Annotated in this window: 22 protein-coding genes; 10 read left to right on the forward strand and 12 right to left on the reverse strand. The window is 63.1% G+C overall.

Features of this window, described 5'->3' with window-relative positions; translation table 11 throughout:
* Positions 1-38: 38 nt before the first annotated feature.
* Positions 39-1,934, reverse strand: coding sequence for a quinoprotein ethanol dehydrogenase (gene exaA / locus FQ668_RS09645; protein ID WP_014591386.1), 1,896 nt, complete (start codon positions 1,932-1,934; stop codon positions 39-41).
* Positions 1,935-2,188: 254 nt separating this feature from the next.
* Here exaA and pedF point away from each other — a divergent pair, with 254 nt between their 5' ends.
* The 10 genes from pedF to FQ668_RS09700 all read left to right on the forward strand — a co-directional run bounded on the left by pedF (position 2,189) and on the right by FQ668_RS09700 (position 12,612).
* Positions 2,189-2,650 carry a cytochrome c-550 PedF gene (gene pedF / locus FQ668_RS09650; RefSeq protein WP_010953594.1) on the forward strand — a complete coding sequence of 154 codons (462 nt, stop codon included), beginning with the start codon at positions 2,189-2,191 and terminating at the stop codon, positions 2,648-2,650.
* A gap of 5 nt (positions 2,651-2,655) precedes the next feature.
* Positions 2,656-3,531, forward strand: a complete 876-nt coding sequence (locus tag FQ668_RS09655) for an ABC transporter substrate-binding protein (RefSeq protein WP_014591385.1) — start codon at positions 2,656-2,658, stop codon at positions 3,529-3,531.
* An 8-nt stretch (positions 3,532-3,539) separates the two neighbouring features.
* A complete protein-coding gene (locus FQ668_RS09660) occupies positions 3,540-4,301 on the forward strand; it encodes a quinoprotein dehydrogenase-associated SoxYZ-like carrier (protein ID WP_019436701.1) in 762 nt (253 codons plus the stop codon).
* A gap of 38 nt (positions 4,302-4,339) precedes the next feature.
* Positions 4,340-5,263: a quinoprotein relay system zinc metallohydrolase 1 gene (locus FQ668_RS09665; protein WP_019436700.1), complete on the forward strand. Its 924-nt coding sequence runs from the start codon at positions 4,340-4,342 to the stop codon at positions 5,261-5,263.
* 195 nt (positions 5,264-5,458) lie between these two features.
* Positions 5,459-7,246 carry a PQQ-dependent alcohol dehydrogenase PedH gene (gene pedH, locus FQ668_RS09670; protein WP_019436699.1) on the forward strand — a complete coding sequence of 596 codons (1,788 nt, stop codon included), beginning with the start codon at positions 5,459-5,461 and terminating at the stop codon, positions 7,244-7,246.
* A 316-nt stretch (positions 7,247-7,562) separates the two neighbouring features.
* Entirely contained in the window at positions 7,563-9,083 is a 1,521-nt protein-coding gene (locus FQ668_RS09675) for an aldehyde dehydrogenase family protein (protein ID WP_003254088.1), read from the forward strand.
* A gap of 232 nt (positions 9,084-9,315) precedes the next feature.
* On the forward strand, positions 9,316-9,387 hold the full coding sequence (pqqA, locus tag FQ668_RS09685; RefSeq protein ID WP_003243383.1) for a pyrroloquinoline quinone precursor peptide PqqA: 72 nt from the start codon (positions 9,316-9,318) through the stop codon (positions 9,385-9,387).
* A 51-nt stretch (positions 9,388-9,438) separates the two neighbouring features.
* Positions 9,439-9,711 (forward strand): pyrroloquinoline quinone biosynthesis peptide chaperone PqqD, encoded by a 273-nt coding sequence (gene pqqD / locus FQ668_RS09690; RefSeq protein ID WP_014591381.1) that lies wholly within the window; start codon positions 9,439-9,441, stop codon positions 9,709-9,711.
* A gap of 89 nt (positions 9,712-9,800) precedes the next feature.
* On the forward strand, positions 9,801-10,964 hold the full coding sequence (ercA, locus tag FQ668_RS09695; protein ID WP_004576476.1) for an alcohol dehydrogenase-like regulatory protein ErcA: 1,164 nt from the start codon (positions 9,801-9,803) through the stop codon (positions 10,962-10,964).
* Complete coding sequence (locus FQ668_RS09700; protein ID WP_019436698.1) at positions 10,948-12,612, forward strand: NahK/ErcS family hybrid sensor histidine kinase/response regulator; 1,665 nt, start codon at positions 10,948-10,950, stop codon at positions 12,610-12,612. Before ercA ends, FQ668_RS09700 begins: the two co-directional genes overlap by 17 nt.
* Before the next feature lie 76 nt (positions 12,613-12,688).
* On the opposite strand, the gene dsdC is transcribed toward FQ668_RS09700, so the two are convergent.
* The 11 genes from dsdC to FQ668_RS09755 all read right to left on the reverse strand — a co-directional run bounded on the left by dsdC (position 12,689) and on the right by FQ668_RS09755 (position 25,546).
* On the reverse strand, positions 12,689-13,636 hold the full coding sequence (gene dsdC, locus FQ668_RS09705) for a DNA-binding transcriptional regulator DsdC (RefSeq protein WP_014591378.1): 948 nt from the start codon (positions 13,634-13,636) through the stop codon (positions 12,689-12,691).
* A gap of 35 nt (positions 13,637-13,671) precedes the next feature.
* Positions 13,672-15,021, reverse strand: coding sequence for a D-serine ammonia-lyase (locus FQ668_RS09710; RefSeq protein ID WP_019436697.1), 1,350 nt, complete (start codon positions 15,019-15,021; stop codon positions 13,672-13,674).
* Between the two features lie 34 nt (positions 15,022-15,055).
* Positions 15,056-16,399: a gluconate:H+ symporter gene (locus FQ668_RS09715; protein ID WP_023390151.1), complete on the reverse strand. Its 1,344-nt coding sequence runs from the start codon at positions 16,397-16,399 to the stop codon at positions 15,056-15,058.
* Positions 16,400-16,809: 410 nt separating this feature from the next.
* Complete coding sequence (locus tag FQ668_RS09720; protein WP_014591375.1) at positions 16,810-17,532, reverse strand: proteasome-type protease; 723 nt, start codon at positions 17,530-17,532, stop codon at positions 16,810-16,812.
* 73 nt (positions 17,533-17,605) lie between these two features.
* Positions 17,606-18,385 carry a transglutaminase family protein gene (locus tag FQ668_RS09725; RefSeq protein ID WP_019436695.1) on the reverse strand — a complete coding sequence of 260 codons (780 nt, stop codon included), beginning with the start codon at positions 18,383-18,385 and terminating at the stop codon, positions 17,606-17,608.
* Positions 18,382-19,332: an alpha-E domain-containing protein gene (locus tag FQ668_RS09730; protein WP_003254074.1), complete on the reverse strand. Its 951-nt coding sequence runs from the start codon at positions 19,330-19,332 to the stop codon at positions 18,382-18,384. Before FQ668_RS09730 ends, FQ668_RS09725 begins: the two co-directional genes overlap by 4 nt.
* Positions 19,333-19,335: 3 nt before the next feature.
* Complete coding sequence (locus tag FQ668_RS09735) at positions 19,336-20,745, reverse strand: circularly permuted type 2 ATP-grasp protein (protein WP_019436694.1); 1,410 nt, start codon at positions 20,743-20,745, stop codon at positions 19,336-19,338.
* Between the two features lie 432 nt (positions 20,746-21,177).
* Entirely contained in the window at positions 21,178-21,549 is a 372-nt protein-coding gene (locus tag FQ668_RS09740; protein WP_003254071.1) for a RidA family protein, read from the reverse strand.
* A 27-nt stretch (positions 21,550-21,576) separates the two neighbouring features.
* Entirely contained in the window at positions 21,577-22,272 is a 696-nt protein-coding gene (locus tag FQ668_RS09745; RefSeq protein WP_014591372.1) for a DUF3726 domain-containing protein, read from the reverse strand.
* A 2-nt stretch (positions 22,273-22,274) separates the two neighbouring features.
* The gene (locus FQ668_RS09750) at positions 22,275-23,969 is read right to left on the reverse strand and encodes a hypothetical protein (protein WP_019436693.1); all 1,695 of its coding nucleotides are present in this window, start codon (positions 23,967-23,969) and stop codon (positions 22,275-22,277) included.
* Positions 23,970-23,995: 26 nt separating this feature from the next.
* Positions 23,996-25,546, reverse strand: a complete 1,551-nt coding sequence (locus tag FQ668_RS09755; protein WP_019436692.1) for a BCCT family transporter — start codon at positions 25,544-25,546, stop codon at positions 23,996-23,998.
* Positions 25,547-25,575 lie beyond the last annotated feature (29 nt).

Genomic DNA, 25,575 nt, shown 5'->3' on the forward strand with positions numbered 1-25,575 from the left:
AGAAACGGGGAGGGGCGCAGGCCGCTCCCCGCTGCAGGTCAACGCTGTGCAGTCTTGTTGTCCCAGCTCGGGATCTTGAACACCCAGAACGAGCCACCCTGAGCCACCGGTTTGGTCAGCTCGGCCATGTCGCCACCCCACAGCGGTACCGCACCGCCGTAGCCCACGGTCACGCCGATGTACTGCTCGCCGTCCTGTTCCCAGGTGATGGGCGGCGAGACGATGCCGCTGCCGGTCTGGAACTTCCACAGCTCTTTGCCCGTCTTGGCGTCGAAGGCCTTGAAGAAGCCGTCGCCCGTGCCGGTGAATACCAGGTTGCCCTTGGTCGCCAACACGCCGGCCCATAACGGCAGGTGTTCCTTGTGTTCCCAGACCAGCTTGCCAGTGGTCGGGTCCATGGCGCGCAACGTGCCGACGTGGTCGTCGTACATGCGCTTGATACGGAAGCCCATACCCAGATAAGCCGAGCCCTTCTTGTAGTTCACTTCCTCGGTCCAGTATTCCTCTTTCCACTGGTTGCCGGGGATGTAGAACAGCCCGGTATCCTGGCTGTAGGCCATGGGGTTCCAGTTCTTGCCGCCCAGGAACGGTGGCGAGACTTCCACCGGCTTGCCCTTGGTTTCACCCGGCAGCGGCTTGGCCGGGCGTTGGCCGGGGTTTTCCACCGGGCGGCCGGTCTTCAGGTCGATATGGCTGGCCCAGGTGATGTTGTCGACGAAGGGGAAGGCGTTCTGCAGTTTGCCGTTGTTGCGGTCGACCACATAGAAGAAGCCGTTGCGGTCGGCGTGCGCGGTGGCCTTGACCACGTTGCCGTTCTTGTCCTTGTAGTCGAACAGCACCAGCTCGTTGTTGCCGGAGAAGTCCCAGGCATCGTTGGGGGTGTGCTGGTAGAACCATTTGACCTCGCCGGTGCTCGGGTCGACGCCGACCTGGCCGGAGGTGTACAGGCTGTCGAAGTCATGCGGGTTGCCGTCTTTCGACGTGCGCGCCCAGGTATTCCAAGGGCCGGGATTGCCGGCGCCGACAATGATGGTGTTGGTTTCGGGGTCGAAACTGGCGCTTTGCCAAGGGGCGCCGCCGCCGTGGCTCCAGGCTTCGACCTTGCCGGTTTCGGTGGTCGGGTCGTCTGGCCAGGACGGCGCCTTGACGTCGCCGGTCGGGGTGCTGTCCTTGCCGTTCAGGCGGCCCATGTGGCCCTCGACGAAGGGCCGCATCCACACCTCTTCGCCGGTGTCCGGGTCGCGGGCGAACAGCTGGCCGACCACGCCGAACTCATCGCCGGAGCTGCCGTGGATCAACAGCACCTTGCCGCTGGTCTTGTCCTTGATCAGCACTGGCGCACCGGTCATGGTGTAGCCGGCGCTGTGGTCGCCGAACTTCTTGTTCCACACCACTTTGCCGGTGCGCTTGTCGAGGGCGATGACACGCGCGTCGAGGGTGCCGAAGTAGATCTTGTCACCGTAGATCGCCGCCCCGCGGTTGACCACATCGCAGCAGGGACGAATGTTGTCGGGCAGGCGGTGGTTGTAGGTCCACAGGCGTTTGCCGGTCTTGGCATCAAGGGCGAATACCCGCGAGTACGAGCCGGTGACGTAGACCACGCCATCGCTGACGATGGCCTGGGATTCCTGGCCGCGCTGCTTCTCGTCGCCGAAGGAGTAGGACCAGGCCGGGGTCAGCTTGAACACGTTCTTGTCATTGACCTGGGCCAGCGGGCTCCAGCGCTGGGCATTGGTGCCCATGCCGTACTGCAGCACGTCCCGGGTGGTCAGGTGGTCATTGGCGATGTCTTCCCAGGTGACGTTCTTGCCGGCAGGTGCAGCGGGTGTGCTGGCCGCTGTTGCCACATTGCCCAGGGCCAGGCTACCGGCCATCAGCAGGACGCGCACGCTCAGGGCCAGAGGGGAAAGGGCGGGTAGCGATCTTATTGTCATGGTTGCAGTTCCCAGTGGAGGTTTTGGCCAGCACAGGGTGGGGCGCAGCGGCTGTCGCGGGATACGGAAAAAGTCCCGTCCTTGCCGGGAATAGTTCCCGCACGGCACCTCAATTGGCCTTTCGCCACAAGCCCTACTACCAAGGGATTAAGGCCCGGCCACCAAAGCAGCATTCGGCCGCCCGCGGGCTGTTTCTAAGATGGCGGCACGGCCTCTGTGGTTGAGGCTTTGTGTGCAATGGTGAGGGCATAACAATGACAACAAAATGCAATGTGTTGCTTGCTGCTGGGTTGCTGGCCGCAGCCGTGCTGACCGGTACAGCCTGGGCCCATGGCAACGTGGTGCCCCAGGCAGTGGAGACCAAGGGCCTGACCCCGATCAAGGACACTGGCGTGAGCCTGGACGGCGACGGCTGGGCCGCGGTCAACCCGTACCGCAGCTCGCCCGAGCACGACAAGGCCGTGGAAATCGGCGCCTCGGCCTACAACCAGAACTGCGCTGCCTGTCATGGCCTGGAGGCCAAGTCGGGTGGTATCGCGCCTGACTTGCGCATGCTCGACGCGGGTGATGCCGGTGATGAATGGTTCGTCGAGCGGGTACGCCACGGCGCGGTTCGCGACGGCCGCGTGTACATGCCGAAGATGGCCGATTACCTCAGCCAGGAAGCCCTGTGGGCGGTGCGCACCTACCTCGACAGCGTGCACGTCGAGGAGTGACGGCCATGCGTCTGTGGGCGGTGCTGTTGAGTGGCCTGCTGCTGTGTTGCGCGGCGGCCCAGGCGCAGGTGCGCAACTATGACGCGATCATCGCTGCCGGCGAGCTCAAGGTGGCTGTGTACAAGGATTTCGCCCCCTACAGTTTCCAGGACCACGGCCAGCCGCGTGGTGTCGATGTGGAGCTGGCGCAGGCCTTGGCCACCGCCTTGGGGGTACGCCTGCAACTGATCTGGGCGCCACCCGGAGAAAAGCTCGACGATGACCTGCGCGACTACATCTGGCGTGGCAGCCCGCTGCGTCATCAGCAATTGGCCGACCTGATGATGCGGGTGCCTTACGATCGCGCCTACGCGCAGCGGCGCAATGAGCTGGGGGAGCTGGAAAACGCCCAGGTGGTGATGTTCGGCCCCTATCAGCAGGAGCGTTGGCAGGTGGCCTACGATCGCCGTCGCCTGGCCTCGGTGGCCAGTGTCGCGGTATTCCAGCAGCACCCTATCGGGGTAGAGGTGGACAGCGTGCCATCGTTCTACCTGACGTCGGTGTTCAACGGCATGCTCAGCGCCAGGACCCACCATTACCCCAGCGTGCAGCAGGCATTTGCTGCGATGCAGGCCGGCCAGGTAGACGCTGTGATGGCGATGCGCGGCGAGGTTGACTGGCAGCTGCACCAGGCCGCCGATGCGCAACTGGCCTTGGCAGAGAACGCCTACCCGAACCTCGGTAAACAGGCCTGGGAAATCGGCATGGCCGTGCATGAAAGCAACCGGCAGTTGGCTTATGCCGTGGAGGAGGCCATGGAAGCGATGATTCGCGATGGCCGGCTCAAGGCGATGTATGCCGCCTACGGCCTGCGTTACGAGGTCCCGGAGATGTATCAATAGGAGTGCCCATGAACTGGCGAGCAACTTTCCTGCTGGCTTGCTGGATGCCCTGGGCCGCCCAGGCTGCGACACAAGGCACCCACACAGACCCGGTGCCTTCTGTGATGTGGGACTTCTACCACAAGCAGTTGCTGGGGCAGGCGGCGTTCGTGTTCGATGACCGTGTGAAGCTTCTGGCGCCGCCCTTTGCCGAGGATGCACGGCAGGTACCGCTGGAGATCGACGCCCGGGCGTTCACGGGCGATGTCGTGCGGATTATCGCCTGGGCAGAACTGAACCCTCTGCCGCGCATCGTCGACTTTCAGCCCGGAGAGCGCGTGTTGCCCTGGTTGTCGATCCGCATCCGCATCGAACAGGCCACACCGTTGCGCGCCGCCGTACTGACACGCGATGGCCTGTGGCACGTCGGTTCGACCCTGATCGATGCTGCCGGCGGCGGTTGTACCGCACCCAGCGTGGTGCGCACCCAGCCCGGCTGGGAGGAGCACCTCGGTGAGGTACTGGGCGGGCGCTACCCGCGTGGCGACAGTAGCCGCCTGCGCCTGCAGGTGGCCCACCCGATGGATAACGGCCTGGTCAGTGGCATTCCTGAATTCTTTCTCAACCATGCCGAGTTGCAAGGTGCAGATGGCCAGCGCCTGGCCAGCCTGGAGCTGTACCCGGCGGTCAGCGAAAACCCCAACCTGGGCTTTGACATTCAGGGCCCTGGGCCAACACGGCTGCTGTTGCGGGACAACAGCGGCAACCAGTTCGAGGCGGCGCTGCCCTGAGCGCGTTGTCTGATTTCACCCTGACCAGAGGCACCGTCATGCGTTGGATCCTGCTGTTGCTGCTGTGCCTGGGGCTGCCGGCCCAGGCTGATCTGGCGTACCGGCTTACCCCCCGGCAGATCGCCGAGGGCACCTGGTTGCTGGAAGGCAGCACCGACAATTTCGCCAAGGCCAATGGCGGTAATGTGGTCAACACCGCGTTCATCGTGACCGACAGCGGTGTGGTGGTGATCGACAGCGGGCCATCGAAGGGCTATGGCGAGGCATTGCGCAAGGCAATTTCCACCCTCACCGACAAGCCGGTAGTGGAGGTGCTGCTGACCCATCATCATCCTGACCATGTGCTGGGCAACCAAGCCTTTGCCGATGTGCCGATCGGTGCCCTGGCCGGCACCCGCGACCTGCTGCGCCAGCAGGGCGATGCCATGGCCGAAAACATGTATCGCCTGGTCGGCGACTGGATGCGCGGTACCGAGGTGGTGCTGCCGACCCGGGTGCTGCAGCCGGGTGTGCATGAGGTGGGTGGGCACCGCCTGAGGTTGCTGGGGCTGGGCGGGCATACGGGTGCCGACCTGGCGATTTTCGATGAAAAGACCGGCGTGCTGTTTGCCGGCGACCTGGTGTTCTACCAACGCGCCCTGACCACGCCCAACAGCCCGGGGCTGGACGTGTGGCTCAAGGACCTGGATACCCTGCAGGCACTGCCCTGGAAACAGCTTGTACCCGGGCATGGCCCGTTGGCCAGTGATGCGCAGCCGTTCGTGCAGATGCGTGACTACCTGGGCTGGCTCGATGGCCTGATGCGTGATGGCGCGGCGCGCGGCGACGACATGGCCGAGATGATCCGCAGCCCCATTCCCGAACGGTTTGCCGGGATCAGCCTGACGCGTTATGAGCTGATCCGCAGTGTCAGCCACCTGTACCCGCGTTACGAGCGCCAGCAGTTGCAGCGCTTGCCATGACATTTACGGTGCCTGTGAGCCCCCGCACCGCCCGCGCAGCGCTCTATGGCTGCACCCATCCATCGCGCAGGCCCCTACCAAGGAACTAGAAAACTCCGCACTGCGAGCAATTGTTGGCAATCGGGTCGGGACCAAGAATTCCCGACACACCGGGAAATTTTCCCGGGCACAACAAAAAAACCAAAGGTAGCCGTCATGACCCGATCCCCACGTCGCCCCTTGTTCGCCGTGAGCCTGGTGCTCAGCGCCATGCTGCTTGCCGGCGCCGCTCACGCCGCTGTCAGCAATGAAGAAATCCTCCAGGACCCGAAGAACCCGCAGCAGATCGTGACCAATGGCCTGGGCGTCCAGGGCCAGCGCTACAGCCCGCTGGACCTGCTCAATGTCAATAACGTCAAGGAACTGCGCCCGGTCTGGGCATTCTCCTTTGGCGGGGAGAAGCAGCGCGGCCAGCAGGCCCAGCCGCTGATCAAGGACGGGGTGATGTACCTGACCGGCTCCTACTCGCGGGTGTTCGCCGTGGACGCCCGCACCGGCAAGAAACTGTGGCAATACGATGCACGTCTGCCGGATGACATCCGCCCCTGCTGCGACGTGATCAACCGCGGCGTCGCGCTGTACGGCAACCTGGTGTTCTTCGGCACGCTGGACGCCAAGCTGGTGGCTCTGAACAAGGACACCGGCAAGGTGGTCTGGAGCAAGAAGGTCGCCGACCACAAAGAAGGCTACTCCATCAGCGCCGCGCCGATGATCGTCAATGGCAAGCTGATCACAGGCGTTGCCGGCGGCGAGTTCGGCGTGGTGGGCAAGATCCAGGCGTACAACCCGGAGAACGGCGAGCTGCTGTGGATGCGCCCCACCGTGGAAGGGCACATGGGCTATGTGTACAAGGACGGCAAGGCGATCGAGAACGGTATTTCCGGCGGTGAGGCGGGCAAGACCTGGCCTGGCGACCTGTGGAAGACCGGCGGTGCCGCCCCTTGGCTGGGTGGTTACTACGACCCGGAAACCAACCTGATCCTGTTTGGTACCGGTAACCCGGCACCGTGGAACTCGCACCTGCGCCCCGGTGACAACCTGTACTCCTCCTCACGCCTGGCACTGAACCCGGACGACGGCACCATCAAGTGGCACTTCCAGAGCACGCCGCATGACGGCTGGGACTTCGACGGCGTCAACGAGCTGATCTCGTTCAACTACAAGGACGGCGGCAAGGAGGTCAAGGCTGCCGCCACGGCCGACCGCAACGGTTTCTTCTACGTGCTCGATCGCACCAACGGCAAGTTCATCCGCGGCTTCCCCTTCGTGGACAAGATCACCTGGGCCACTGGCCTGGACAAGGACGGCCGGCCGATCTACAACGACGCCAGCCGCCCGGGCGCCCCCGGCAGCGAGGCCAAGGGCAGCTCGGTGTTCGTCGCGCCGGCCTTCCTCGGCGCCAAGAACTGGATGCCGATGGCCTACAACAAGGACACAGGGCTGTTCTACGTGCCGTCCAACGAGTGGGGCATGGACATCTGGAACGAAGGCATCGCCTACAAGAAAGGTGCGGCGTTCCTCGGAGCCGGTTTCACCATCAAGCCGCTCAACGAAGACTACATCGGCGTGCTGCGCGCCATCGACCCGGTCAGCGGCAAGGAAGTGTGGCGCCACAAGAACTACGCGCCGCTGTGGGGGGGTGTGCTGACCACCAAGGGCAACCTGGTGTTCACGGGCACGCCAGAGGGCTTCCTGCAGGCATTCAACGCCAAGACCGGCGACAAGGTCTGGGAATTCCAGACTGGCTCAGGCGTGCTTGGCTCGCCCGTCACCTGGGAAATGGACGGCGAGCAATACGTTTCGGTGGTATCCGGCTGGGGCGGCGCGGTGCCGCTGTGGGGCGGCGAAGTGGCCAAACGGGTCAAGGACTTCAACCAGGGCGGCATGCTCTGGACCTTCAAGTTGCCCAAGCAGTTGCAGCAAACGGCAAGCGCCAAGCCATAACGCCTGCCTACTGCCGCTTGCTGCCGCTGATCGGTAGCAAGCGGCCCTAGGCTCTGACGAAAAGCCTTGATACTTGTTCATGCTGCGTTGAAAACCGCCTCGGAGTGCTCATGTACTCCAGTACAGTCGGGCGCGACCCCGGCCGTTCCTCGGCTGTTTTCGCCTTGCCTGACCTGCGTCTCAAGACTTTTCGTACAGAGCCTGCTACCAAATGACGAGAGCCCCGCTGCCAACGATGCATTCGCCCGGCACGCGGGCTTGTTACCATCGGTGCATCGCCTGTCGTGGGACAGGCACCGACCCGCAGAGGCTCAGCATGATCTACGCACAACCCGGAACTCCAGGCGCCGTCGTATCCTTCAAACCCCGTTATGGCAACTTCATCGGTGGCGAGTTCGTGCAGCCGTTGGCTGGCCAGTACTTCACCAACAGCTCGCCGGTCAATGGCCAGCCGATTGCCGAATTCCCGCGCTCCACAGCCCAGGACGTCGAGCGCGCCCTGGACGCCGCGCATGCCGCCGCCGAAGCCTGGGGCAAGACCTCGGTGCAAGACCGTGCGCGGGTACTGCTGAAAATTGCCGACCGCATCGAACAGAACCTGGAAGTGCTGGCGGTTACCGAAAGCTGGGACAACGGCAAGGCCATACGCGAAACCTTGAATGCCGACGTGCCGCTGGCAGCGGACCACTTCCGCTATTTTGCCGGTTGCATCCGCGCCCAGGAGGGTGGCGTAGGCGAGATCAACGAAGGCACCGTGGCTTATCACATCCACGAGCCGCTGGGCGTGGTGGGGCAGATCATCCCGTGGAACTTCCCGCTGCTGATGGCCGCATGGAAGCTCGCCCCGGCCTTGGCCGCTGGCAACTGCGTGGTGCTCAAGCCCGCTGAGCAGACGCCGCTGTCGATTACCGTCTTTGCCGAACTGATCGCCGACCTGTTGCCGGCAGGCGTACTGAACATCGTCCAGGGCTTTGGCCGTGAGGCCGGCGAGGCGCTGGCCACCAGCAAGCGCATTGCCAAGATCGCTTTTACCGGGTCCACTCCGGTGGGCTCGCACATCATGAAGTGCGCGGCCGAGAACATCATCCCGTCCACCGTCGAACTGGGTGGCAAGTCGCCGAACATTTTCTTCGAAGACATCATGCAGGCCGAGCCGGCATTCATCGAGAAGGCTGCCGAAGGCCTGGTGCTGGCGTTCTTCAACCAGGGCGAGGTGTGCACCTGCCCGTCACGGGCGCTGATCCAGGAGTCGATCTACGAACCGTTCATGGCCGAGGTGATGAAGAAGATCGCCAAGATCACCCGCGGCAACCCGCTGGATACCGAAACCATGGTGGGTGCCCAGGCGTCCGAGCAACAGTACGACAAGATCCTTTCGTACCTGGAGATTGCCCGGGAGGAGGGTGCGCAGCTGCTCACCGGCGGTGGTGCCGAGCGCCTGCAGGGTGACCTGGCCAGCGGCTACTACATTCAGCCAACCCTGCTCAAGGGCAACAACAAGATGCGCGTGTTCCAGGAGGAAATCTTCGGGCCGGTGGTGGGCGTGACCACCTTCAAGGACGAAGCCGAAGCACTGGCGATCGCCAACGACAGTGAATTCGGCCTGGGCGCCGGCCTGTGGACCCGCGACATCAACCGTGCATACCGCATGGGCCGCGGGATCAAGGCCGGGCGAGTGTGGACCAACTGCTACCACCTGTACCCGGCGCATGCGGCGTTCGGGGGGTACAAGAAGTCCGGTGTTGGCCGTGAGACCCACAAGATGATGCTTGACCATTATCAGCAGACCAAGAACCTGCTGGTGAGCTACGACATCAATCCGCTGGGCTTCTTCTAAACCGCGTCGCGGCCCTTCGCGGGCTCGCCCGCTCCCACAGGTTCACCGCTGGTTCCAGAACCGGTGCAGAACCTGTGGGCGCGGGTTTGCCCGCGAAGAGGCCCGCACACGTAACGGCCTACCCGTACCAACGCACCCCGCCAGCTCGTTCCAAAGTAGCATTCGGTCCGCTCCGCCCCCGTGCATTAATGCTTCTACCGGAATCCTCCGGCACAAGAAGAGGACTTGCCCTATGTGGACTAAACCCGCCTATACCGACCTGCGCATTGGCTTCGAAGTGACGATGTATTTCGCCAACCGTTGATGACGGCCCGGCCATCGCCACGGTGGCCGGATCCTCCTGGAGCATGTGCCTGTGAACCTGATTGATCGCCAGCAGGCCCTTGCCTTGGGGCGAGGCTTGCGCCTGGACTGGGAGCCACGGAAGGCTTGCCACGTGCTGTTGTACGCTGGGGGCATCATCGAGCTCAATGCCAGTGCCGGCTGGGTCCTGGAGCTGCTGGACGGCCACAGTACCGTGGCAACGGTCATCGACCGCCTGGCACAACGCTTCCCCGATGTACCGGGGCTCGAAGAGGACGTACTGGCGTTTCTGGAGGTGGCCCGCGCCAAATCCTGGATAGAATGACCGGTAGCCCCGCTTTGGTCTGGTTGCTTTCGTGGTGGGATGCTTTACGCTGGCGGTTATCTTCCAGAACAATAAGAACAGGCTTACCGATGAGCCAGAGTTTCAGCCCCCTTCGCAAGTTCGTATCGCCTGAAATCATCTTTGGTGCCGGCTGCCGGCACAATGTGGCCAATTACGCCAAAACCTTCGGTGCGCGCAAGGTACTGGTGGTCAGCGACCCTGGCGTGATCGCCGCCGGCTGGGTGGCGGATGTGGAGGCCAGCCTGCAGGCCCAGGGAATCGACTACTGCCTGTACACAGCGGTATCACCCAACCCGCGGGTCGAGGAGGTGATGCTGGGCGCCGAGATCTATCGGCAGAACCACTGTGATGTGATCGTCGCCGTCGGTGGCGGCAGCCCGATGGATTGCGGCAAGGCCATCGGTATCGTGGTGGCCCATGGGCGCAGCATCCTCGAATTCGAAGGCGTGGACATGATCCGCGTGCCCAGCCCGCCGCTGATCCTGATCCCGACCACCGCCGGCACCTCGGCGGACGTGTCGCAGTTCGTGATCATTTCCAACCAGCAGGAACGCATGAAGTTCTCCATCGTCAGCAAGGCGGTGGTGCCGGACGTGTCGCTGATCGACCCGCAGACTACCCTGAGCATGGACCCGTTCCTGTCGGCCTGCACCGGCATCGATGCGTTGGTGCATGCCATCGAGGCCTTCGTGTCTACCGGCCACGGACCGCTGACCGACCCCCATGCGCTGGAAGCCATGCGCCTGATCAATGGCAACCTGGTGGAGATGATCGCCAACCCCACCGATATTGCACTGCGCGAGAAGATCATGCTCGGCAGCATGCAGGCGGGGCTGGCGTTCTCCAATGCGATCCTGGGCGCAGTGCACGCCATGTCGCACAGCCTGGGTGGCTTCCTCGACTTGCCCCATGGCTTGTGCAACGCGGTGCTGGTGGAGCACGTGGTGGCGTTCAACTACAGCTCGGCGCCGGAGCGTTTCAAGGTGATCGCCGAGGTGTTCGGTATCGACTGCCGCGGTCTCAATCACCGCCAGATCTGCGGGCGGCTGGTGGAGCACCTGATTGCCCTGAAGCGTGCCATCGGCTTCCATGAAACCCTGGGCCTGCACGGGGTGCGCACGTCCGATATCCCGTTCCTGTCGCAACACGCGATGGACGACCCGTGCATCCTCACCAACCCCCGTGCGTCCAGCCAGCGTGATGTCGAGGTGGTCTATGGCGAGGCCCTCTGACGAGCAGCAGCGGGCGTTGGCCGGGCTGCTGGGGCTGGGTGACCACTCGGCGCGCAAAAGCCATTACCCGGAGCTGTCCGCCCGCCTGGACGAACTGGAAGCCGAACGCAACCGTTACAAATGGCTGTTCGAAAACGCCGTGCACGGTATTTTCCAAGCCAGCCTTCAGGACGGCATGCGCGCCGCAAACCCGGCGCTGGCGCGCATGCTCGGCTATGACGACCCGCAAGCGGTGCTTTTTTCCCTGACTGACCTGGCCGCCAACCTGTTTGATGGCGGTGCCGAGGAGTTACAGGCCATTACCGCGGTACTCGCCCGGGAGCACAGCCTGCACGGCTACGAAACTCGTCTGCGGCGCAAGGACGGCAGCCATCTCGATGTGCTGATGAACCTGCTGCTCAAACCCGGCCATGAAGGGCTGGTGGAGGGGTTTGTCGCCGACATTACCGAACGCAAGCTGGCCCAGCAGCGCCTGCAGCAGCTCAATGACGAACTGGAGCAACGGGTCGCTGCGCGTACCGATGAATTGCTGGAGGCGCGTGATGCCGCCGAAGCCGCCAACCGCAGCAAGGATAAATACCTCGCCGCCGCCAGCCATGACCTGCTGCAACCGTTGAACGCCGCGCGCTTGCTGATCTCGACCTTGCGCGAGCGGCCATTGCCAGAGGCCGAGCATGTGCTGGTGGAGCGTACCCACCAGGCCCTGGAGGGCGCGGAAGACCTGCTGACCGACCTGCTGGACATTTCCCGGCTCGACCAGGCGGCGGTAAAGCCGGATGTGGCCGTGTACCGTCTGGATGAGTTGTTCGCGCCGCTGGTTTCGGAGTTCAGCCCGGTGGCCGAGGCGGCGGGCTTGAAGCTGCACGCACGCATAGCCGACTACGCCATCAGTACTGACCTGCGGTTACTCACACGCATCCTGCGCAACTTCCTCAGCAACGCTTGCCGCTATACCGAGGAGGGGCGGATCCTGCTCGGGGCGAGGCGCCGCGGTGGTCATTTGCGGCTGGAGGTGTGGGATACCGGACGGGGCATTGCGCAGGACCGGCTGCAGGACATATTCCTCGAGTTCAATCAGCTGGATGTGGGGCGTGCAGCGGATCGCAAGGGCGTTGGCCTGGGGCTGGCCATCGTCGAGCGGATCGCCAAGATACTCGGTTACCGGATCGAAGTGCGGTCGTGGCCAGGGCGTGGCTCGGTGTTCAGCATCGAGGTGCCGATTGGCGAGCAGCTGCCGCAGGCTGTTCACCAGGCATTGCTGCAGCCAAGTGCCGGCAATCCATTGCCGGGCCGCCGCTTGTTGGTGCTGGATAACGAAGTGAGCATTCTCCAGAGCATGGGTGCCCTGCTTGGGCAGTGGGGCTGCGAGGTTGTCACCGCCACCGATCAGGAGGCGGCTTTGCTGGCGCTGCAGGGGCAGGCACCGGAACTGATCCTGGCGGATTTTCACCTGGACCACGGCGTGGTCGGATGTGAGGTGGTCAGGCACTTGCGCGAACACTTTGCCAGTCCCATTCCTGCCGTGATCATCACCGCGGACCGCAGTGACCAGTGCCGGCGATCATTGCAGAAACTTGGCGCGCCGTTGCTGAACAAACCGGTCAAACCGGGCAAGTTACGGGCGGTGCTGAGCCAGTTACTGGGGTAGGCCTTGATGCGGCCCCGCCCAGCGAACGCTGAGATCCGTTGACGCGCTGGCTGATCTGCTGAACAGGTTGAGTCGCTCAATGACTTGCACTGGATGAGTGGGCACATTCCACGAGCCAGTCGATCAACACCTGCAGGCGTTTGGGCATCGGGTCATGGTGCGGGTAGACCAGGTAATAACCATGGTTGGGGGTGTTGACGAACCCACCGAACGGCAGGACCAGTTCACCCTGTGCAATGCGTTCCCTGACCAGTTGTTCCCGGCCGATGGCGATGCCTGAGTGGTTCAGCGCCGCGAGTGTGCACAGATCGGAGCGATCGAATGTGAGGAATCGGCGCGGGAGGCTGATACCCGCACCTGTGGTGTTGGCCCAGAGCTGCCATTCAGCATCGAATGCAGCGTTGTCCCAGGCCGCTACGTCATGCAAGGCGGTGCAATGATCCAGCGGGTGCAGGTCACCGGTCAATGCATGGGTTTCTGCGTAACGGGGGGAGCACACCGGGGCGATCCGCTCGTCCATCAAGTGGATGCTCTGCAACCCCGGGTGATGGCCATCCGAATAACACAGGACCAGGTCGATCTTGCGGGTGCGGTAATCGATGCTCTCGTTGCCCACCCTGATATCCAGCTGGATATCAGGGTAGCGGGCGGTGAACTGCGCCAGCCGCGGCACCAGCCAGCATTGTGCGACTGACGGGCGCACATACAACGTCAACTGGCCGGCGATTTCGGCGTGAGCACGTTCCTGCACGGCCTCGCTTAACTCATCCATGGTCCGTTGCATGACCGCGAACAGGCGCTCGCCGTCTTCGGTGAGGCTGACCTTGCGCGGCATGCGGTGGAACAGCTTGAGCGCCAGCTCATCTTCCAGGCGATTGATGCGGTGACTCACGGCACTGGCCGTCAGGCACAGCTCATCGGCGGCGCGCGAGAAGCTCAAGTGGCGTGCCGCCACCAGAAAGACATGCAGGCTGCCCAGGTGCGAGCCATTGAGTTTCACGGCGCCGCCGCCGGGCTTTTTCATTGATCAATCCTTCCTGCGCCGTGAGCTGATTGCGGTCACACGTTTGCCTGCAGGCTGCGCCCTTTCGCCAGATAGGCGTTGAACTCATCGTCCGGCACCATGCTGCCACCCGTCCCCCAGACGAGGTGTGTAGCCTGCTGCAGCTGGGTTGGGGTGAAGCCCTGGCGAGCCAGGTACTCGCCTGCTTGCAGCACCCGCAGCATACCGGGTACGCCGGCCAGGGCAGAGGGTTCCAGTTTGACCTTGTCCTGCTCATGGGCGATGACCATCAAGCGGTACAGTTCTTCGTCGGTCACGGTGTAGTAACCATCGATCAGCCGCTGCATGGCTTTGCCGACAAACCCTGATGGGCGCCCGACCGCCAGGCCGTCGGCGGCGGTGATGTTGTCGATGCCGAAGTCCTGCACGCTGGTTTCATCGTGCAGGCCGGTATAGACACCCAGCAGCATGCAGGGGGAATGGGTAGGCTCGGCAAAGATGCAATGCACCGCATCGCCGAATACCAGTTTCAGCCCGAACGCAACACCGCCTGGGCCGCCCCCTACGCCGCACGGCAGGTACACGAACAATGGATGATCTGCGTTTACCTGGATGCCCGCCTGGTCGAATTGCCGCGCCAACCGTTCGGCGGCCACGGCATAGCCGAGAAACAGCTGCGGGGAGTTTTCGTCGTCGACAAAGTAACAGCTGGGGTCGGATGCCGCCTGCTGGCGGCCTTGCTCGACCGCCACGCTGTAGTCGGAGGCGTGTTCGACCACCGTGACGCCGTTGGCCCGCAGCTTGTCCTTCTTCCATTGCCTGGCGTCAGACGACATGTGCACGCTCACCTGGAAGCCCAGCTTGGCGCTCATGATGCCAATCGACAGCCCCAGGTTGCCGGTCGAGCCCACGGCGATCTTGTACTGGCTGAAGAATGCGCGGGCCTGGTCGCTCGCCAGTTTGGTGTAGTCATCCGTTGGCGTGATCAAGCCGGCAGCCAGGGCCAGGTCCTCGGCGTGCTTGAGCACCTCATGGATGCCGCCCCGGGCTTTGATCGAGCCGGAGATAGGCAAGTCGCTGTCCGCCTTGAGCCACAGGCTGCCTGCGTTCTGCAGCGATCCCTCCTCGACAAGCAGCTGGCGCAGCTGTGGCAGCGGGGTGATGTGCGACTCGATGACCCCGCCGGCCGCTGTCGTCTCGGGGAACACGGTGGCCAGGTAAGGCGCGAACCGCTGCAGCCGCGCGCTGGCCGCTTGCACGTCGGCCGCCGTCAGGCCCACGTCGTGCAGGGCTTCTGCAGCCTTGGCGATGCCAGGGTTGAACCAGCTGGTTGGCTTCAGGGCCATCAGCTCGGCGATGATCGGGTGGCTTTGTTGCCAGGCTTCCAGGGTTTTTCCGTGAATCATGATTTCACCTGTAGTGCGGTATGTGCAGAGTAGATCAGACAATCTTCGAAAGGAGCAGGGTCAGGCACAAGGCGACTACCGAGGCCAGCACTGTAGCGGCAGTGAACTTCTTCAGTGCATCACTCAGGGAAAGGCCCAGGTACTCCTTCACCACCCAGAACGCCGAGTCGGTGATGTGGGTCCAGCCGATGGCGCCGGCGCCGATGGCGATCACCAGGATTTCCCGGTTGTATTCCGGGTGCTGGCCAAGGATTGGCATTACCATGCCGGCCGCGCTGATCATCGCGACGGTGGCCGAGCCGACGGCAAAGTGCATGATCCCGGCGATCAACCAGGCGAGGATGATCGGGTTGAGCTGCGTCTGGTTCAGCACATCGGCCAGTGCCTTGCCGATGCCGCTGCCCACGAGCATGTCATTGAAGGCACCGCCTGCACCGATGATCAGCAGAATGCCGGCCAGGGGAGGGAAACAGCGCTGGGTCAGGCTCAGCAGGTCTGCCATATCCAGGCCGCGGCGCAAGCCCAGTGCCCAGTAGGCGAACACCACCGACAGCGTCAGGGCAATCAGTGGGCTGCCCAGGAAGGCCACCCACTCGTACAGCGCAGAGCCCTTGTCCAGGACCGTGACGGCCAACGTTTTGCCGACCATCAACACCAGTGGCAGCAGTACAGTGGTGAGTGTGATGCCGAACGCGGGCATTGCCTGCTCTTCTGCTTGAGCCACCGTGCGCGCAGACAGGAAGGCCTGCTGGGATTCGCCGGCTTCACGGTTACAGGTGAAGCGAACCCACACCGGGCCCGCGATGATAGCGGTCGGCAGGCCAACGATCAGGCCGTACAGGATGACAGTACCGATATCCGCATTGAGCATGCCGGTGATGGCTGTGGCGGCCGGGTGTGGCGGGAGAATGCAGTGCACCAACATCAGCGAGGTGGCCAGCGGCACGCCGAGGTACAGCATGCTGATACGGGTTTGCCGTGCAACCACGTAGATCAACGGAATCAGCAGGACGAAGCCGACTTCGAAGAATACCGGGATGCCGGCGATGAAGCCGACGAGCATCATTGCCCACGAGGCATTGCGTTCCCCCAGCCTGTTCAACAGTGTGGTGGCGATGCGCCTGGCGCCTCCGGATTCCTCCAGCAGTTTGCCGAGGATACTGCCCAGGCCGATGATGCCGGCAAGAAAGCCCAGCGTGCTGCCCATGCCTTTCTCGAATGCCGCCACGATTGCCGTTGGCGCCATGCCGGTGCCGACACCGACCACCAGGCTTGCGGCCATCAAGGCCAGAAACGGGTGTACTTTGAGTTTGCTGATCATGACGACGATCAGGAGTATCGCGGTGCCCAGGACGAGTAATGAGAACGTTGGAGTCATCGTGTGGTTTTCTCTATCGCTGATCGCTTCCGTGCGAGCTTCTTGTTGGTTTGCACCCATTAGATTTCAGCGATTTGATCGACTCAAACGATCACTCCTCACGCCACAGTTGAACCCATGTCATGCATGGCATGGGGCGGCATTGCGGGAGTCTGTTCGGCGCAGTGGTTTTGCACCGGTGTAGCAGCGCACGACATGACAGTATCGTGACAGGGGGGAAGGCGCAGGATAACCCACGGAGTCTGGAACATTACACATTGGCTTTACTGAGGTGTTGCCTGTACCGGCCCCTTCGCGGGCTCGTCCGTTCCCACTGGACATCACAGCCTTCAAGGCTTGCACAGTACCTGTGGGAGCGGGCAAGCCCGCGAAGGGCCGGTACGGGCAAAGGATCTGAACCGTTTGCTTGTTCAGCCATAAGGCGGCGCTGGCAGTTCGGCCAGCAGGGTTTTCAAGCCGTCGCTCCACTGCCTGCGAATCTGTTGGTAATAGGCATCGTCGCTGGTAATGCGCTTGCGCGTCATGCTTTCCAGGCTGTCATTGCGGTACACCAGCAAGTCCAGCGGCATGCCCACCGACAGGTTGCTGCGGATGGTGGAGTCGAACGAAATCAGGCCGCAGCGCAGCGCTTCATCGAGCGGTGTGCGGTAATCCAGGTTGCGGTCGAGTATTGGCCTGCCGTACTTGCTTTCACCCAGTTGCAGAAACGGGGTGTCCGGTGTGGCCTGGAAGAAATTGCCTTGTGCATACACGTTGTAGATGGCCATGGGGCCGCCGGCTATCTGGCCGCCGACGATGAATGAACTGCTAAGGTCGATATCGGCCGTGAGCTTGCTGCGGTCTCTTTTGACCACCTCGCGCAGGGTGTCTGCGACCAGCACCGTTGCATCGTAGAGCGTGGCAACGTTCAGCAGGTGGGGGCCGTTGCCCTGGGTGCGTTGCTGCAGCAGGTTTACCACCGACTGCGAGGTCGCCAGATTGCCGGCGGTCTGCAGCACGATCAGCCGCTCGCCCGGTACGCTGAAGACGAACAACTTGGTGAACGTGGAGATCTGGTCGATGCCGGCGTTGGTGCGTGAGTCGCTGATGAAGACAAGCCCGTCCTCCAGGTGCATGGCGACACAGTAAGTCATGCGGTTTCCCTTGTGTTGCGTGTGGAAGGGTCTTGCCGCACTCGCGCGGCAAGACCGGTCTGAAGCCAGCCTGTCACTGGCGATGCACGTGGACGCTGGCCTGCATCGATTCGGCGCCGCCGCCGCGGCGTACGCCCCTGACCGGACAGGCATCGAGGTAGTCCAGGCCCACCGCCAGCTTCAGGTGACGCTCTGGCCGGGTCAGGCGATTGGTAATGTCGAAGCTGTACCAGGCATCGTCGACCCAGGCTTCGGCCCAGGCGTGGCTGGCCAGGTGTTGTTCGTCCTCGGTGCACAGGTAGCCGGAAACATAGCGTGCCGGCACCCCCAGGCTGCGTGCGCAGGCCAGGAAGGCGTGCGTGTGGTCCTGACACACGCCTGCGCCACCGCTGAAGGCTTCGATGGCCGTGGTGCCCACCGACGTGGCCCCTGGGCTGTAGGGCATGTGCTCGGCCAGGCCTTGCATCAGCCCGATCAGTGCAGCCCGGTCGCGGTGACTGCCACATTGCCGGGCGGCGAAAGCAGTCAGGGTGTTGTCGGCCAGCGTCAGGTGGCTACCGCGCAGGAACGGCAGGGGCGACTGGCTCTCGGTTTCGTGTTCGCAATCCGGGTCGATCTCGACCTGGCCGTGTGCGGTAAGCGCCAGGTGGCCATGGGGTTTGTCCAGCGTCAGCACATGCAGGATGTTGCCGTAAGGGTCGATCTGGCCCTTGACCTTGCAGGGCAGGTCCAGTTGCCATTGATTGATACGCTGGCGTTCGCTGCTGCGCGGCGTCAGGCGCAGGAACTGGATACTGTTGCACACGTCGCTGGCGTAGCTATAGGTCGTGTCGTGGCGAATGGACAGTTTCATACAACCTCCAGGTAGGAGTGATGGACGGCCTGGCCCAGTTGGTTGATGCGGCCGATGAAGTCGCTCAGCCACGGGTGCAACCCTGCATCAAGGATTTCGTCGATTGCGGTGTAGCGCAGGCGCGCGTTCAGTTCGGCGGCCATGCGCTGGGCGGCCCGCCCGGTACTGCCCGGCAGGCCCGCCAGGATCAGGTCGAGTTCCTCGATGCAGGCATGCAGCGAGCGCGGCACGTCCACCCGCAACAGCAACAGCTCGGACACCGGCCGGGCGCTGGGCGCGGCGCGATAGAGCTCGTTGAAGGCCTCGTACGAGGTCAGCGCGCGCAGCAGGGCGCTCCATTGGTAATAGCCGCGGGCAGAGTCGTCGCTGACCTCTTCGGAGGCCTCGCCGAACATTTCATAGCGCGAATCGAGCAGGCGCAGGGTGTTGTCCGCCCGCTCCAGGAAGGTCCCCAGGCGAATGAAGCTGTAGGCATCGTTGCGCATGATGGTGCCGGAGGTCGCACCGCGGAACAGGTGCGATCGTTCCTTGACCCAGTCGCAGAACTGGCTGATGCCGTAGCGACCCAGGCCATTGCTGGCAATGTTGCGCATTTCGATCCAGGTGGCGTTGATGTTCTCCCACATGTCAGCGGTGATACGGCCGCGCACAGCATGGGCATTGGTCCTGGCGGCCTGCAGGCAGCAGTAGATGCTGCTGGGGTTGGTGGCGTCGAGGGCGAAGAAGTGCAGCATGCGCTCGGTGTCGAGTTCCTTGTGGCGACGCAGGTAGTCATCCAGCATGCCCGAGGCCATCAGCGACATTGCCAGTTCGGCATGGCCGTCGCTGCGCCCGGCCTGGGGCATCAGCGATAGCGAGTAGCTGACCTCGAGCATGCGTGCGAGGTTTTCTGCACGCTCCAGGTAGCGGGACATCCAGTACAGGTCGGAAGCGGTTCGCGAAAGCATGGCTCAGTCCTCCACCACCCAGGTGTCCTTGGTACCGCCGCCTTGCGACGAGTTGACCACCAGCGAGCCTTCCTTGAGCGCCACGCGCGTCAGGCCACCGGGCACCAGGCGGGTTTCACTGCCCGACAACACGAACGGGCGCAGGTCGATGTGACGCGGTGCGATGCCGCTGTCGACGAAGGTCGGGCAGGTTGACAGGCACAGCGTCGGTTGAGCGATATAGGCGTGCGGGCGGGCTTTGATGCGCGCGCGGAAGTCCTCGATCTGGGCTTTGGTCGAGGCGGGCCCGACCAACATGCCATAGCCGCCGGAACCTTGGGTTTCCTTGACCACCAGTTCGGGCAGGTGGGCCAGTACATGGGACAGGTCCGCCGGCTTGCGGCACTGCCAGGTCGGCACGTTGTTCAGGATCGGTTCTTCGCTCAGGTAAAAGCGGATCATGTCGTCGACGAAGGGGTAGATGGATTTGTCATCGGCCACGCCAGTGCCGACGGCGTTGGCCAGTACCACATTGCCGGCGCGGTAAACCGAAATCAGCCCCGGCACGCCCAGCATGGAGTCAGGGTTGAAGGACAGCGGGTCGAGGTAGTCGTCGTCCAGGCGACGATATATCACGTCCACCTGGTGGGGGCCGGCCGTGGTGCGCATGTACACATGCTCATCACGTACGAACAGGTCGGCGCCTTCGACCAGCTCGATGCCCATTTCCCGGGCCAGGAAAGCATGCTCGAAATAGGCGCTGTTGAAACGGCCGGGCGTGAGCAGCACCGCGGTGGGGTTGTCCAGTGGGCTGGCGCTCTTGAGCGTGTCCAGCAGCAGGTTGGGGTAGTGATCGATGGGCGCGATGCGCTGGGCGGCAAACAGTTCGGGGAACAGGCGCATCATCATCTTGCGGTCTTCGAGCATGTAGCTGACGCCGCTGGGGGTGCGCAGGTTGTCTTCCAGCACGAAGTAGCTGCCATCGCCGTCACGTACCAGGTCGACACCGGCAATATGCGCATACAGCCCACGGTGAAGGTCCAGGCCCTGCATGGCGATCTGGTAGCCCTCGTTGGCCAGCACTTGCTCTGGCGGGATGATGCCGGCCTTGAGAATGCGCTGGTCGTGGTAGATGTCCTGCAGGAACAGGTTCAGCGCCTGTACCCGTTGAATGCAGCCACGCTCGACCGTGCGCCATTCGCTGGCGCGGATGCTGCGCGGGATGATATCGAAGGGGATCAGGCGCTCGGTATCCTGCTTGTCGCCATACAAGGTGAAGGTGATGCCTGCGCGGTGAAACAGCAGGTCGGCCTCGCGCCGGCGCTGTTCCAGCAACTCCAGCGGGGTGTTGGCCAGCCAGCGGGCGAACTCCTGGTAATGCGGGCGGCAGTTGCCGTCCGCTTCGTACATTTCATTGAAAAAAGCCCGGGACATACCCACTCCTTGCCGCCGTTGCCGGCAGCTTCATTGCGGTTCATCTGCGTCTTTCAGGGTGCTGCCTTGCTGGGGTAAGTGGGAGCTGTGTCTCGCGTTAACCTCGGTCTCGGTAGATTGCCTGTGCGTTGAGCACAATCAGTCTTTGCAATAAAAGTGCCGAACACGCCTGGCGGCTCTGGGGGGCGGGAAATGTGAGGGGCACAACCGATGTGAGCTGCCTGGCCGCAAGGGCCGGCGCATCAAAAAAGGGCGCTATTGATCCGGGCGCGGCTTTTGAACCGAAATGGGGCGCAGGCCGGTACCTGGCGGGCGAAAAAGGGAATATTCCGGGTGCATGACGTGGGGCGGAGGGGGCATGCATCGAGCGCCGCGCGGGCGGCACTCGATTGCGCGAACGCTGAATATCGTGAGACGGGCGCCTTCAGGGCGTCAGAGGCAGGCGTAGACCACCAGTTCCACCAGCATTTCTTCCCGGGCGAGGCCAGCTACCACTACGGCCGCGCGGTTGGGGTAGGGTGCCTGGAAATACTCGGCGTACACGGCATTTACAGTTGCCAGATAACGGCGGTCGGTCACGTAGATAAGCACCTGGGTCACGGCATCCAGCGAGCTGCCAGCGGCTTCCAGGGTGTGGCGCAGGTTGTCCAGTGTCTGGCGGGCCTGGGCCTCGATGCCGCCGGCAACCACCTGGCCCTGCGTATCGATTGGGATCTGCGCAGTGTACAACGTACCGTTGCCAACGACCGCCCATTCCAGTGGCGCCCTGGAGGCGAACAGCTCGGTCTTTATCGCATGCTTCATGGGTTGTTTCCTCAGTGGCAAGGGTGTTCAGTCGGCGTCGCTGCCGCCGCCTGCACCGTGGCGGCGTGAGGCATCGGTGCTCTCGACAAGGATGTGTTCGGCCAACTGCCTGAGCCTTTGCCAGGTATGTTCGTTGACTGTAAAACCTTGCTGCAGTGTGCGCTGCGGGTCGGTTATTGCCTGGGCGGTCTGGCCTGCTCGGGTGAACAGCACCGTTACGTCTTGCGCGGCCGCTTCAATGGCCTGGGGCCGGGTTTCACTGCTCAGTTCCGGGCGCGGCATGCCGGCGGTAAAATCGGCCAGGTGGTATTGGCGGGCGTCCTCCCAGCGGGCTTGCACGTGCAGCCCCTGCACCGCTGCCCGGCTCAGGTAGCCCAGCAACAGCAAACGGTTGTGGCAGTGGCGTATGCGCAGTTCGGCCTGACCACAGCGCATGGCCTTGGCTGCCGCCAGTTCCACCACCGTCGCGGCGCAGCGCAACACGCTCTGGCCCTTGGCGTCGATCACCAGCAGGGCGTTATCCTCATGGCACAAGGCGTATGGCCGTGCAGCTTCGGCTTTTAGATAACGCAACGCCTTTTCCAGTGCACCGACGCCATCGAGCCCCTGCAGTTGCAACCAGCCCACGAGTTCGGCGGCATCCTCGCAGTCGCCCGGGGCGAAGCCCATGCCTTCGAATGCCTTGCGGCACATCACCTGTATTTCGTTAAGCGATACGCGCATGGTCAAAACTCCCTTTGCGGCATGACTGCGAAATTCCAGTCGTCTGCGAACGGCTGACCGATGTCGCTGACCAGCGGCGCGCCCTGGAACAGCGTGATACGCACCCAGCGGCTTGACTTGGGGTCGAATTTCCCCGCGCCGAAAAATGCCAGTTTGCAGCGCAGCAGGTGAATCGGCAGCATGTCCCGGGCCAGCAGATTGGCACGGATTTCACCGAAGTTTGTTTTTGCCATGCCTTGCAGGCGGCGTACCGCGCCCTTGAACATCGGTTGGGCGATCAGGAAGTGAGCGGTCAGCGCCTGAGGCTGCAGGTGCAGGTGCTCCAGCAGCGCGCTATGGCACTGCTGAATATTGCGGGCAATACCCAGCTGCATTTCTTTTTCGGCCCCTGGCTCCTCTGCGCGAATGCCCAGGCGCGGCTCTTCTTTTTCAGCTGAGCGGTACCAGAAGAAGTGCTCCGCATCGGCAGCACTGAAGTCGTAGCGCAACGCCCAGCCATACTGCTGCTCGATGAGCTGGCGCAGGTGCCCAAGGGGCATCTGGGCGTCCAGCTGCCAGCTTTCGTTGACCCCCATGTGCTCGGCCAGGGGCGTGACCTGCTCGGGGTACAGCTCCAGCAGCAGGCTGACCAGAAGCTCCTGGCAGCCCACCCCCGTATGTAATTGCGCCCAGGCCAGCAGGCGCGGCCAAAGGCCCGCGCCGTCGGCTTGCGTGCCAAGCCAGGTGGCCAGTAAAGCAAGCTCGGCCAAGGTTTGCAGGTTCTGCTCATGCTGGCGCTGGTCTTCGGTCCGGGACTGGCTCAGGTGCAACTGGGCGCGCGCCAGCAATTGCTGCAGGCGCGCCAGCGGGGCGGGCTCCGCCGACTGCGCCAGCACCAGGGCCAGGGCCGTTTCCCGCGTACTGATCCAGTGCTCCACCAGTTGAGGGTGGTTGATCAGAAAAGGGGCCATTCCCAGTCCGGTCGCGTTGCCGACCCCCAGGTAGCGCTGTAGCGCCGGGGCCAGTTGCACTGCCCGTTGCGGGGCGAGTGCCCGGGCCATGTGGTTGATCTGCTCGATGCTGAAGTGACGCAGCAGGTAGACGGTGAACATCTGTGCGCTGAACGGCTGGTTGAAGTCCGGGTTATCTTGCAGGCAACCAAAATCGGCGATGCCGAACTTGCCGTTACCGTAAACCGCTGTGGTGCGATACAGGTAGCCGACTTCAGCCAGTTGCTGTGGATCGGGCTGGCGTCCTTCTGCCAGCGCCGCCAGAAACCGGTCGAAATTGCGCAAGCTACGGTTGGCCCGCGACAACACCAGCACGCGTGCATCGAAGCGGCCGGCTTCCTGCAGCGGCACGTTGCGTTGCAGGTCAGCCAGCTGTGCCGAGTCGACATCGCCGGCCACCAGCACGAAGCTGACGTCCCACTGGTCGGCGATGACCCGATCGCTGCGCTTTTCCGGCGGCAGGTAGGCCGAGAAGATCACGCAGTGGTAATGGCCGTTTGGCGTTTCGATGCGGTAGATCGCAGTGCCGAAGCCTTGGCCATCAAGGTCGAAACAGCTGCGCCGGATTTGCCAGCGCTGCTGCATCATCCGCCGCATGCTGCTGCGCACGAAGCTTAGCGGGCTCTGGAAGTGGCTACCCAGCCGGGCCAGGTCCATGACTTGGCTGGCAGGGCGCAACGCGGGTATTGCAGGCACGCTGTTGGGCATTGTTGTTGTACCTGGATGGATCATGTTCAGACGCCTTGTTCACGGGCCATGTGTCGAGCGATGCGCACGGCATCCCACAGCGCTGGCAGGATCACCAGCGACACCGGCACCGCGGTGATGACAATGAAGGATTGCAGGGCCGTCACACCGCCTGCGCCAATGGTGATCAGCACCACCGCCGCCAGGCCCATGCCGATTGCCCAGAAACCACGCAACCACTTCTTCGGTTTATCGTCGCTGGACATCGCCAGCGCCACGGTGAAGGCCATGGCGTCGCCATTGGTGGCCACCGAGATGAAACTCAGGAACAGGAACAGCGCGCTGACAAGGCCACCCAGTGGCAGGTTCTGCGTCACTCCCAGCAACAGGTCTTCAGGCTTGGCGCCATGGGCGGTGACGCTGCCTGGCGTTTGCAGCTCCAGGCCGATCCCGGTACCGCCTACCACGGTGAACCAGAACATGGTCACCAGCGGTGCGATGATCGACAGCGTCATGATGATCTCGCGGATGGTGCGGCCCCGCGAGATCCGCGCGACGTACAGTGCCACCATGGGCGCGTAGCCGATGAACCAGCCCCAGTAGAACACCGTCCACCAGTCCAGCCATTTGGGGTCGGCGCGGAACATCGTCAGGGGGATGAAGTGCTCCACGTGCAGGGCAAAGGCCGCCGGGAAACCGCCGAGGATGAACAGCGTCGGTCCGAATACCACCATGAACAGTGCCAGGCCGATCATCAACCAGACGTTGATCTCGCTGACAAAGCGGATGCCTTTAAGGCCCACCAGGCACGAGACAGTGTACATCGCGGTAACAAGGACAATGGTCAGCGACTGGGTGACGATAGTGTTGGGCAACCCCCACACGGCGTGCATGGCGCTGCTGATCTGCAGGCCAAGGAAACCGATCGGACCGATGGTGCCGGCCACTACCGCGATGATCGAGGCAGCGTCGGCCAAGGTGCCGATCGGGCCCTTGAGCGCTCGCTGGCCGAACAGGGGGTAAAGCAGGGTGCGCGGCGCCAGCGGAAGGCCTTTATCGTAATGCAGGTGCATCAGCACGATCGCCAGTAGGCTACCCAGCACGGCCCAGGCCAGGAAGCCCCAGTGCACGAACGATTGCGCCAGCGCCGCGGTGGCCGCCGCTTCGCTGTGCGGTTGCAGGCCGGCGAAGAAGGGCGGCGGGCTGGCAAAGTGCATCAAGGGTTCGGCAGCGGCCCAGAAGGCGCCACCACCTGCCAGCAAGGCGCACATGATCACTGCGATCCAGTTGAAGGGGCTGACGTCTGGGCGCTGGGTGACCCCGCCCAGGCGTACACGCCCGCATCTGGAAAACCCGATGAACAGGCTGACGGCGAAGGTTGCCAGCATCAGCACTTGCCAATAGAGGCCAAAGGCCTTTGTCGACCAGGCGAACAGGGTATTGACCAGCGCCGACACGGTGTCGATGTCGATCAGCGCCGCCAGCAGGAAGGCGCCGAGGAATCCGCCGCTGATCAGGAACAACGGCCAGTCGATATCGCGTGCCATAGGCACGCCCATGGCTTGGCCGTCGGCCTGCAAGGTGGTTGGGTTTTTCATGAAACCTCCGGAACCTGCGATTGTTTTTA

It is taken from the genome of Pseudomonas sp. Kh14 (assembly GCF_900291005.1).
Classification (GTDB): Bacteria; Pseudomonadota; Gammaproteobacteria; order Pseudomonadales; family Pseudomonadaceae; genus Aquipseudomonas; species Aquipseudomonas alloputida.

What these genes read in the sequence shown, in the direction of transcription:
- exaA (WP_014591386.1), bottom strand. Translation starts at nt 1,934, where the DNA reads ATGACAATAAGATCGCTACCCGCCCTTTCCCCTCTGGCCCTGAGCGTG.
- pedF (WP_010953594.1), top strand. Translation starts at nt 2,189, where the DNA reads ATGACAACAAAATGCAATGTGTTGCTTGCTGCTGGGTTGCTGGCCGCA.
- FQ668_RS09655 (WP_014591385.1), top strand. Translation starts at nt 2,656, where the DNA reads ATGCGTCTGTGGGCGGTGCTGTTGAGTGGCCTGCTGCTGTGTTGCGCG.
- FQ668_RS09660 (WP_019436701.1), top strand. Translation starts at nt 3,540, where the DNA reads ATGAACTGGCGAGCAACTTTCCTGCTGGCTTGCTGGATGCCCTGGGCC.
- FQ668_RS09665 (WP_019436700.1), top strand. Translation starts at nt 4,340, where the DNA reads ATGCGTTGGATCCTGCTGTTGCTGCTGTGCCTGGGGCTGCCGGCCCAG.
- pedH (WP_019436699.1), top strand. Translation starts at nt 5,459, where the DNA reads ATGACCCGATCCCCACGTCGCCCCTTGTTCGCCGTGAGCCTGGTGCTC.
- FQ668_RS09675 (WP_003254088.1), top strand. Translation starts at nt 7,563, where the DNA reads ATGATCTACGCACAACCCGGAACTCCAGGCGCCGTCGTATCCTTCAAA.
- ercA (WP_004576476.1), top strand. Translation starts at nt 9,801, where the DNA reads ATGAGCCAGAGTTTCAGCCCCCTTCGCAAGTTCGTATCGCCTGAAATC.
- FQ668_RS09700 (WP_019436698.1), top strand. Translation starts at nt 10,948, where the DNA reads ATGGCGAGGCCCTCTGACGAGCAGCAGCGGGCGTTGGCCGGGCTGCTG.
- dsdC (WP_014591378.1), bottom strand. Translation starts at nt 13,636, where the DNA reads ATGAAAAAGCCCGGCGGCGGCGCCGTGAAACTCAATGGCTCGCACCTG.
- FQ668_RS09710 (WP_019436697.1), bottom strand. Translation starts at nt 15,021, where the DNA reads ATGATTCACGGAAAAACCCTGGAAGCCTGGCAACAAAGCCACCCGATC.
- FQ668_RS09715 (WP_023390151.1), bottom strand. Translation starts at nt 16,399, where the DNA reads ATGACTCCAACGTTCTCATTACTCGTCCTGGGCACCGCGATACTCCTG.
- FQ668_RS09720 (WP_014591375.1), bottom strand. Translation starts at nt 17,532, where the DNA reads ATGACTTACTGTGTCGCCATGCACCTGGAGGACGGGCTTGTCTTCATC.
- FQ668_RS09725 (WP_019436695.1), bottom strand. Translation starts at nt 18,385, where the DNA reads ATGAAACTGTCCATTCGCCACGACACGACCTATAGCTACGCCAGCGAC.
- FQ668_RS09730 (WP_003254074.1), bottom strand. Translation starts at nt 19,332, where the DNA reads ATGCTTTCGCGAACCGCTTCCGACCTGTACTGGATGTCCCGCTACCTG.
- FQ668_RS09735 (WP_019436694.1), bottom strand. Translation starts at nt 20,745, where the DNA reads ATGTCCCGGGCTTTTTTCAATGAAATGTACGAAGCGGACGGCAACTGC.
- FQ668_RS09740 (WP_003254071.1), bottom strand. Translation starts at nt 21,549, where the DNA reads ATGAAGCATGCGATAAAGACCGAGCTGTTCGCCTCCAGGGCGCCACTG.
- FQ668_RS09745 (WP_014591372.1), bottom strand. Translation starts at nt 22,272, where the DNA reads ATGCGCGTATCGCTTAACGAAATACAGGTGATGTGCCGCAAGGCATTC.
- FQ668_RS09750 (WP_019436693.1), bottom strand. Translation starts at nt 23,969, where the DNA reads ATGCCCAACAGCGTGCCTGCAATACCCGCGTTGCGCCCTGCCAGCCAA.
- FQ668_RS09755 (WP_019436692.1), bottom strand. Translation starts at nt 25,546, where the DNA reads ATGAAAAACCCAACCACCTTGCAGGCCGACGGCCAAGCCATGGGCGTG.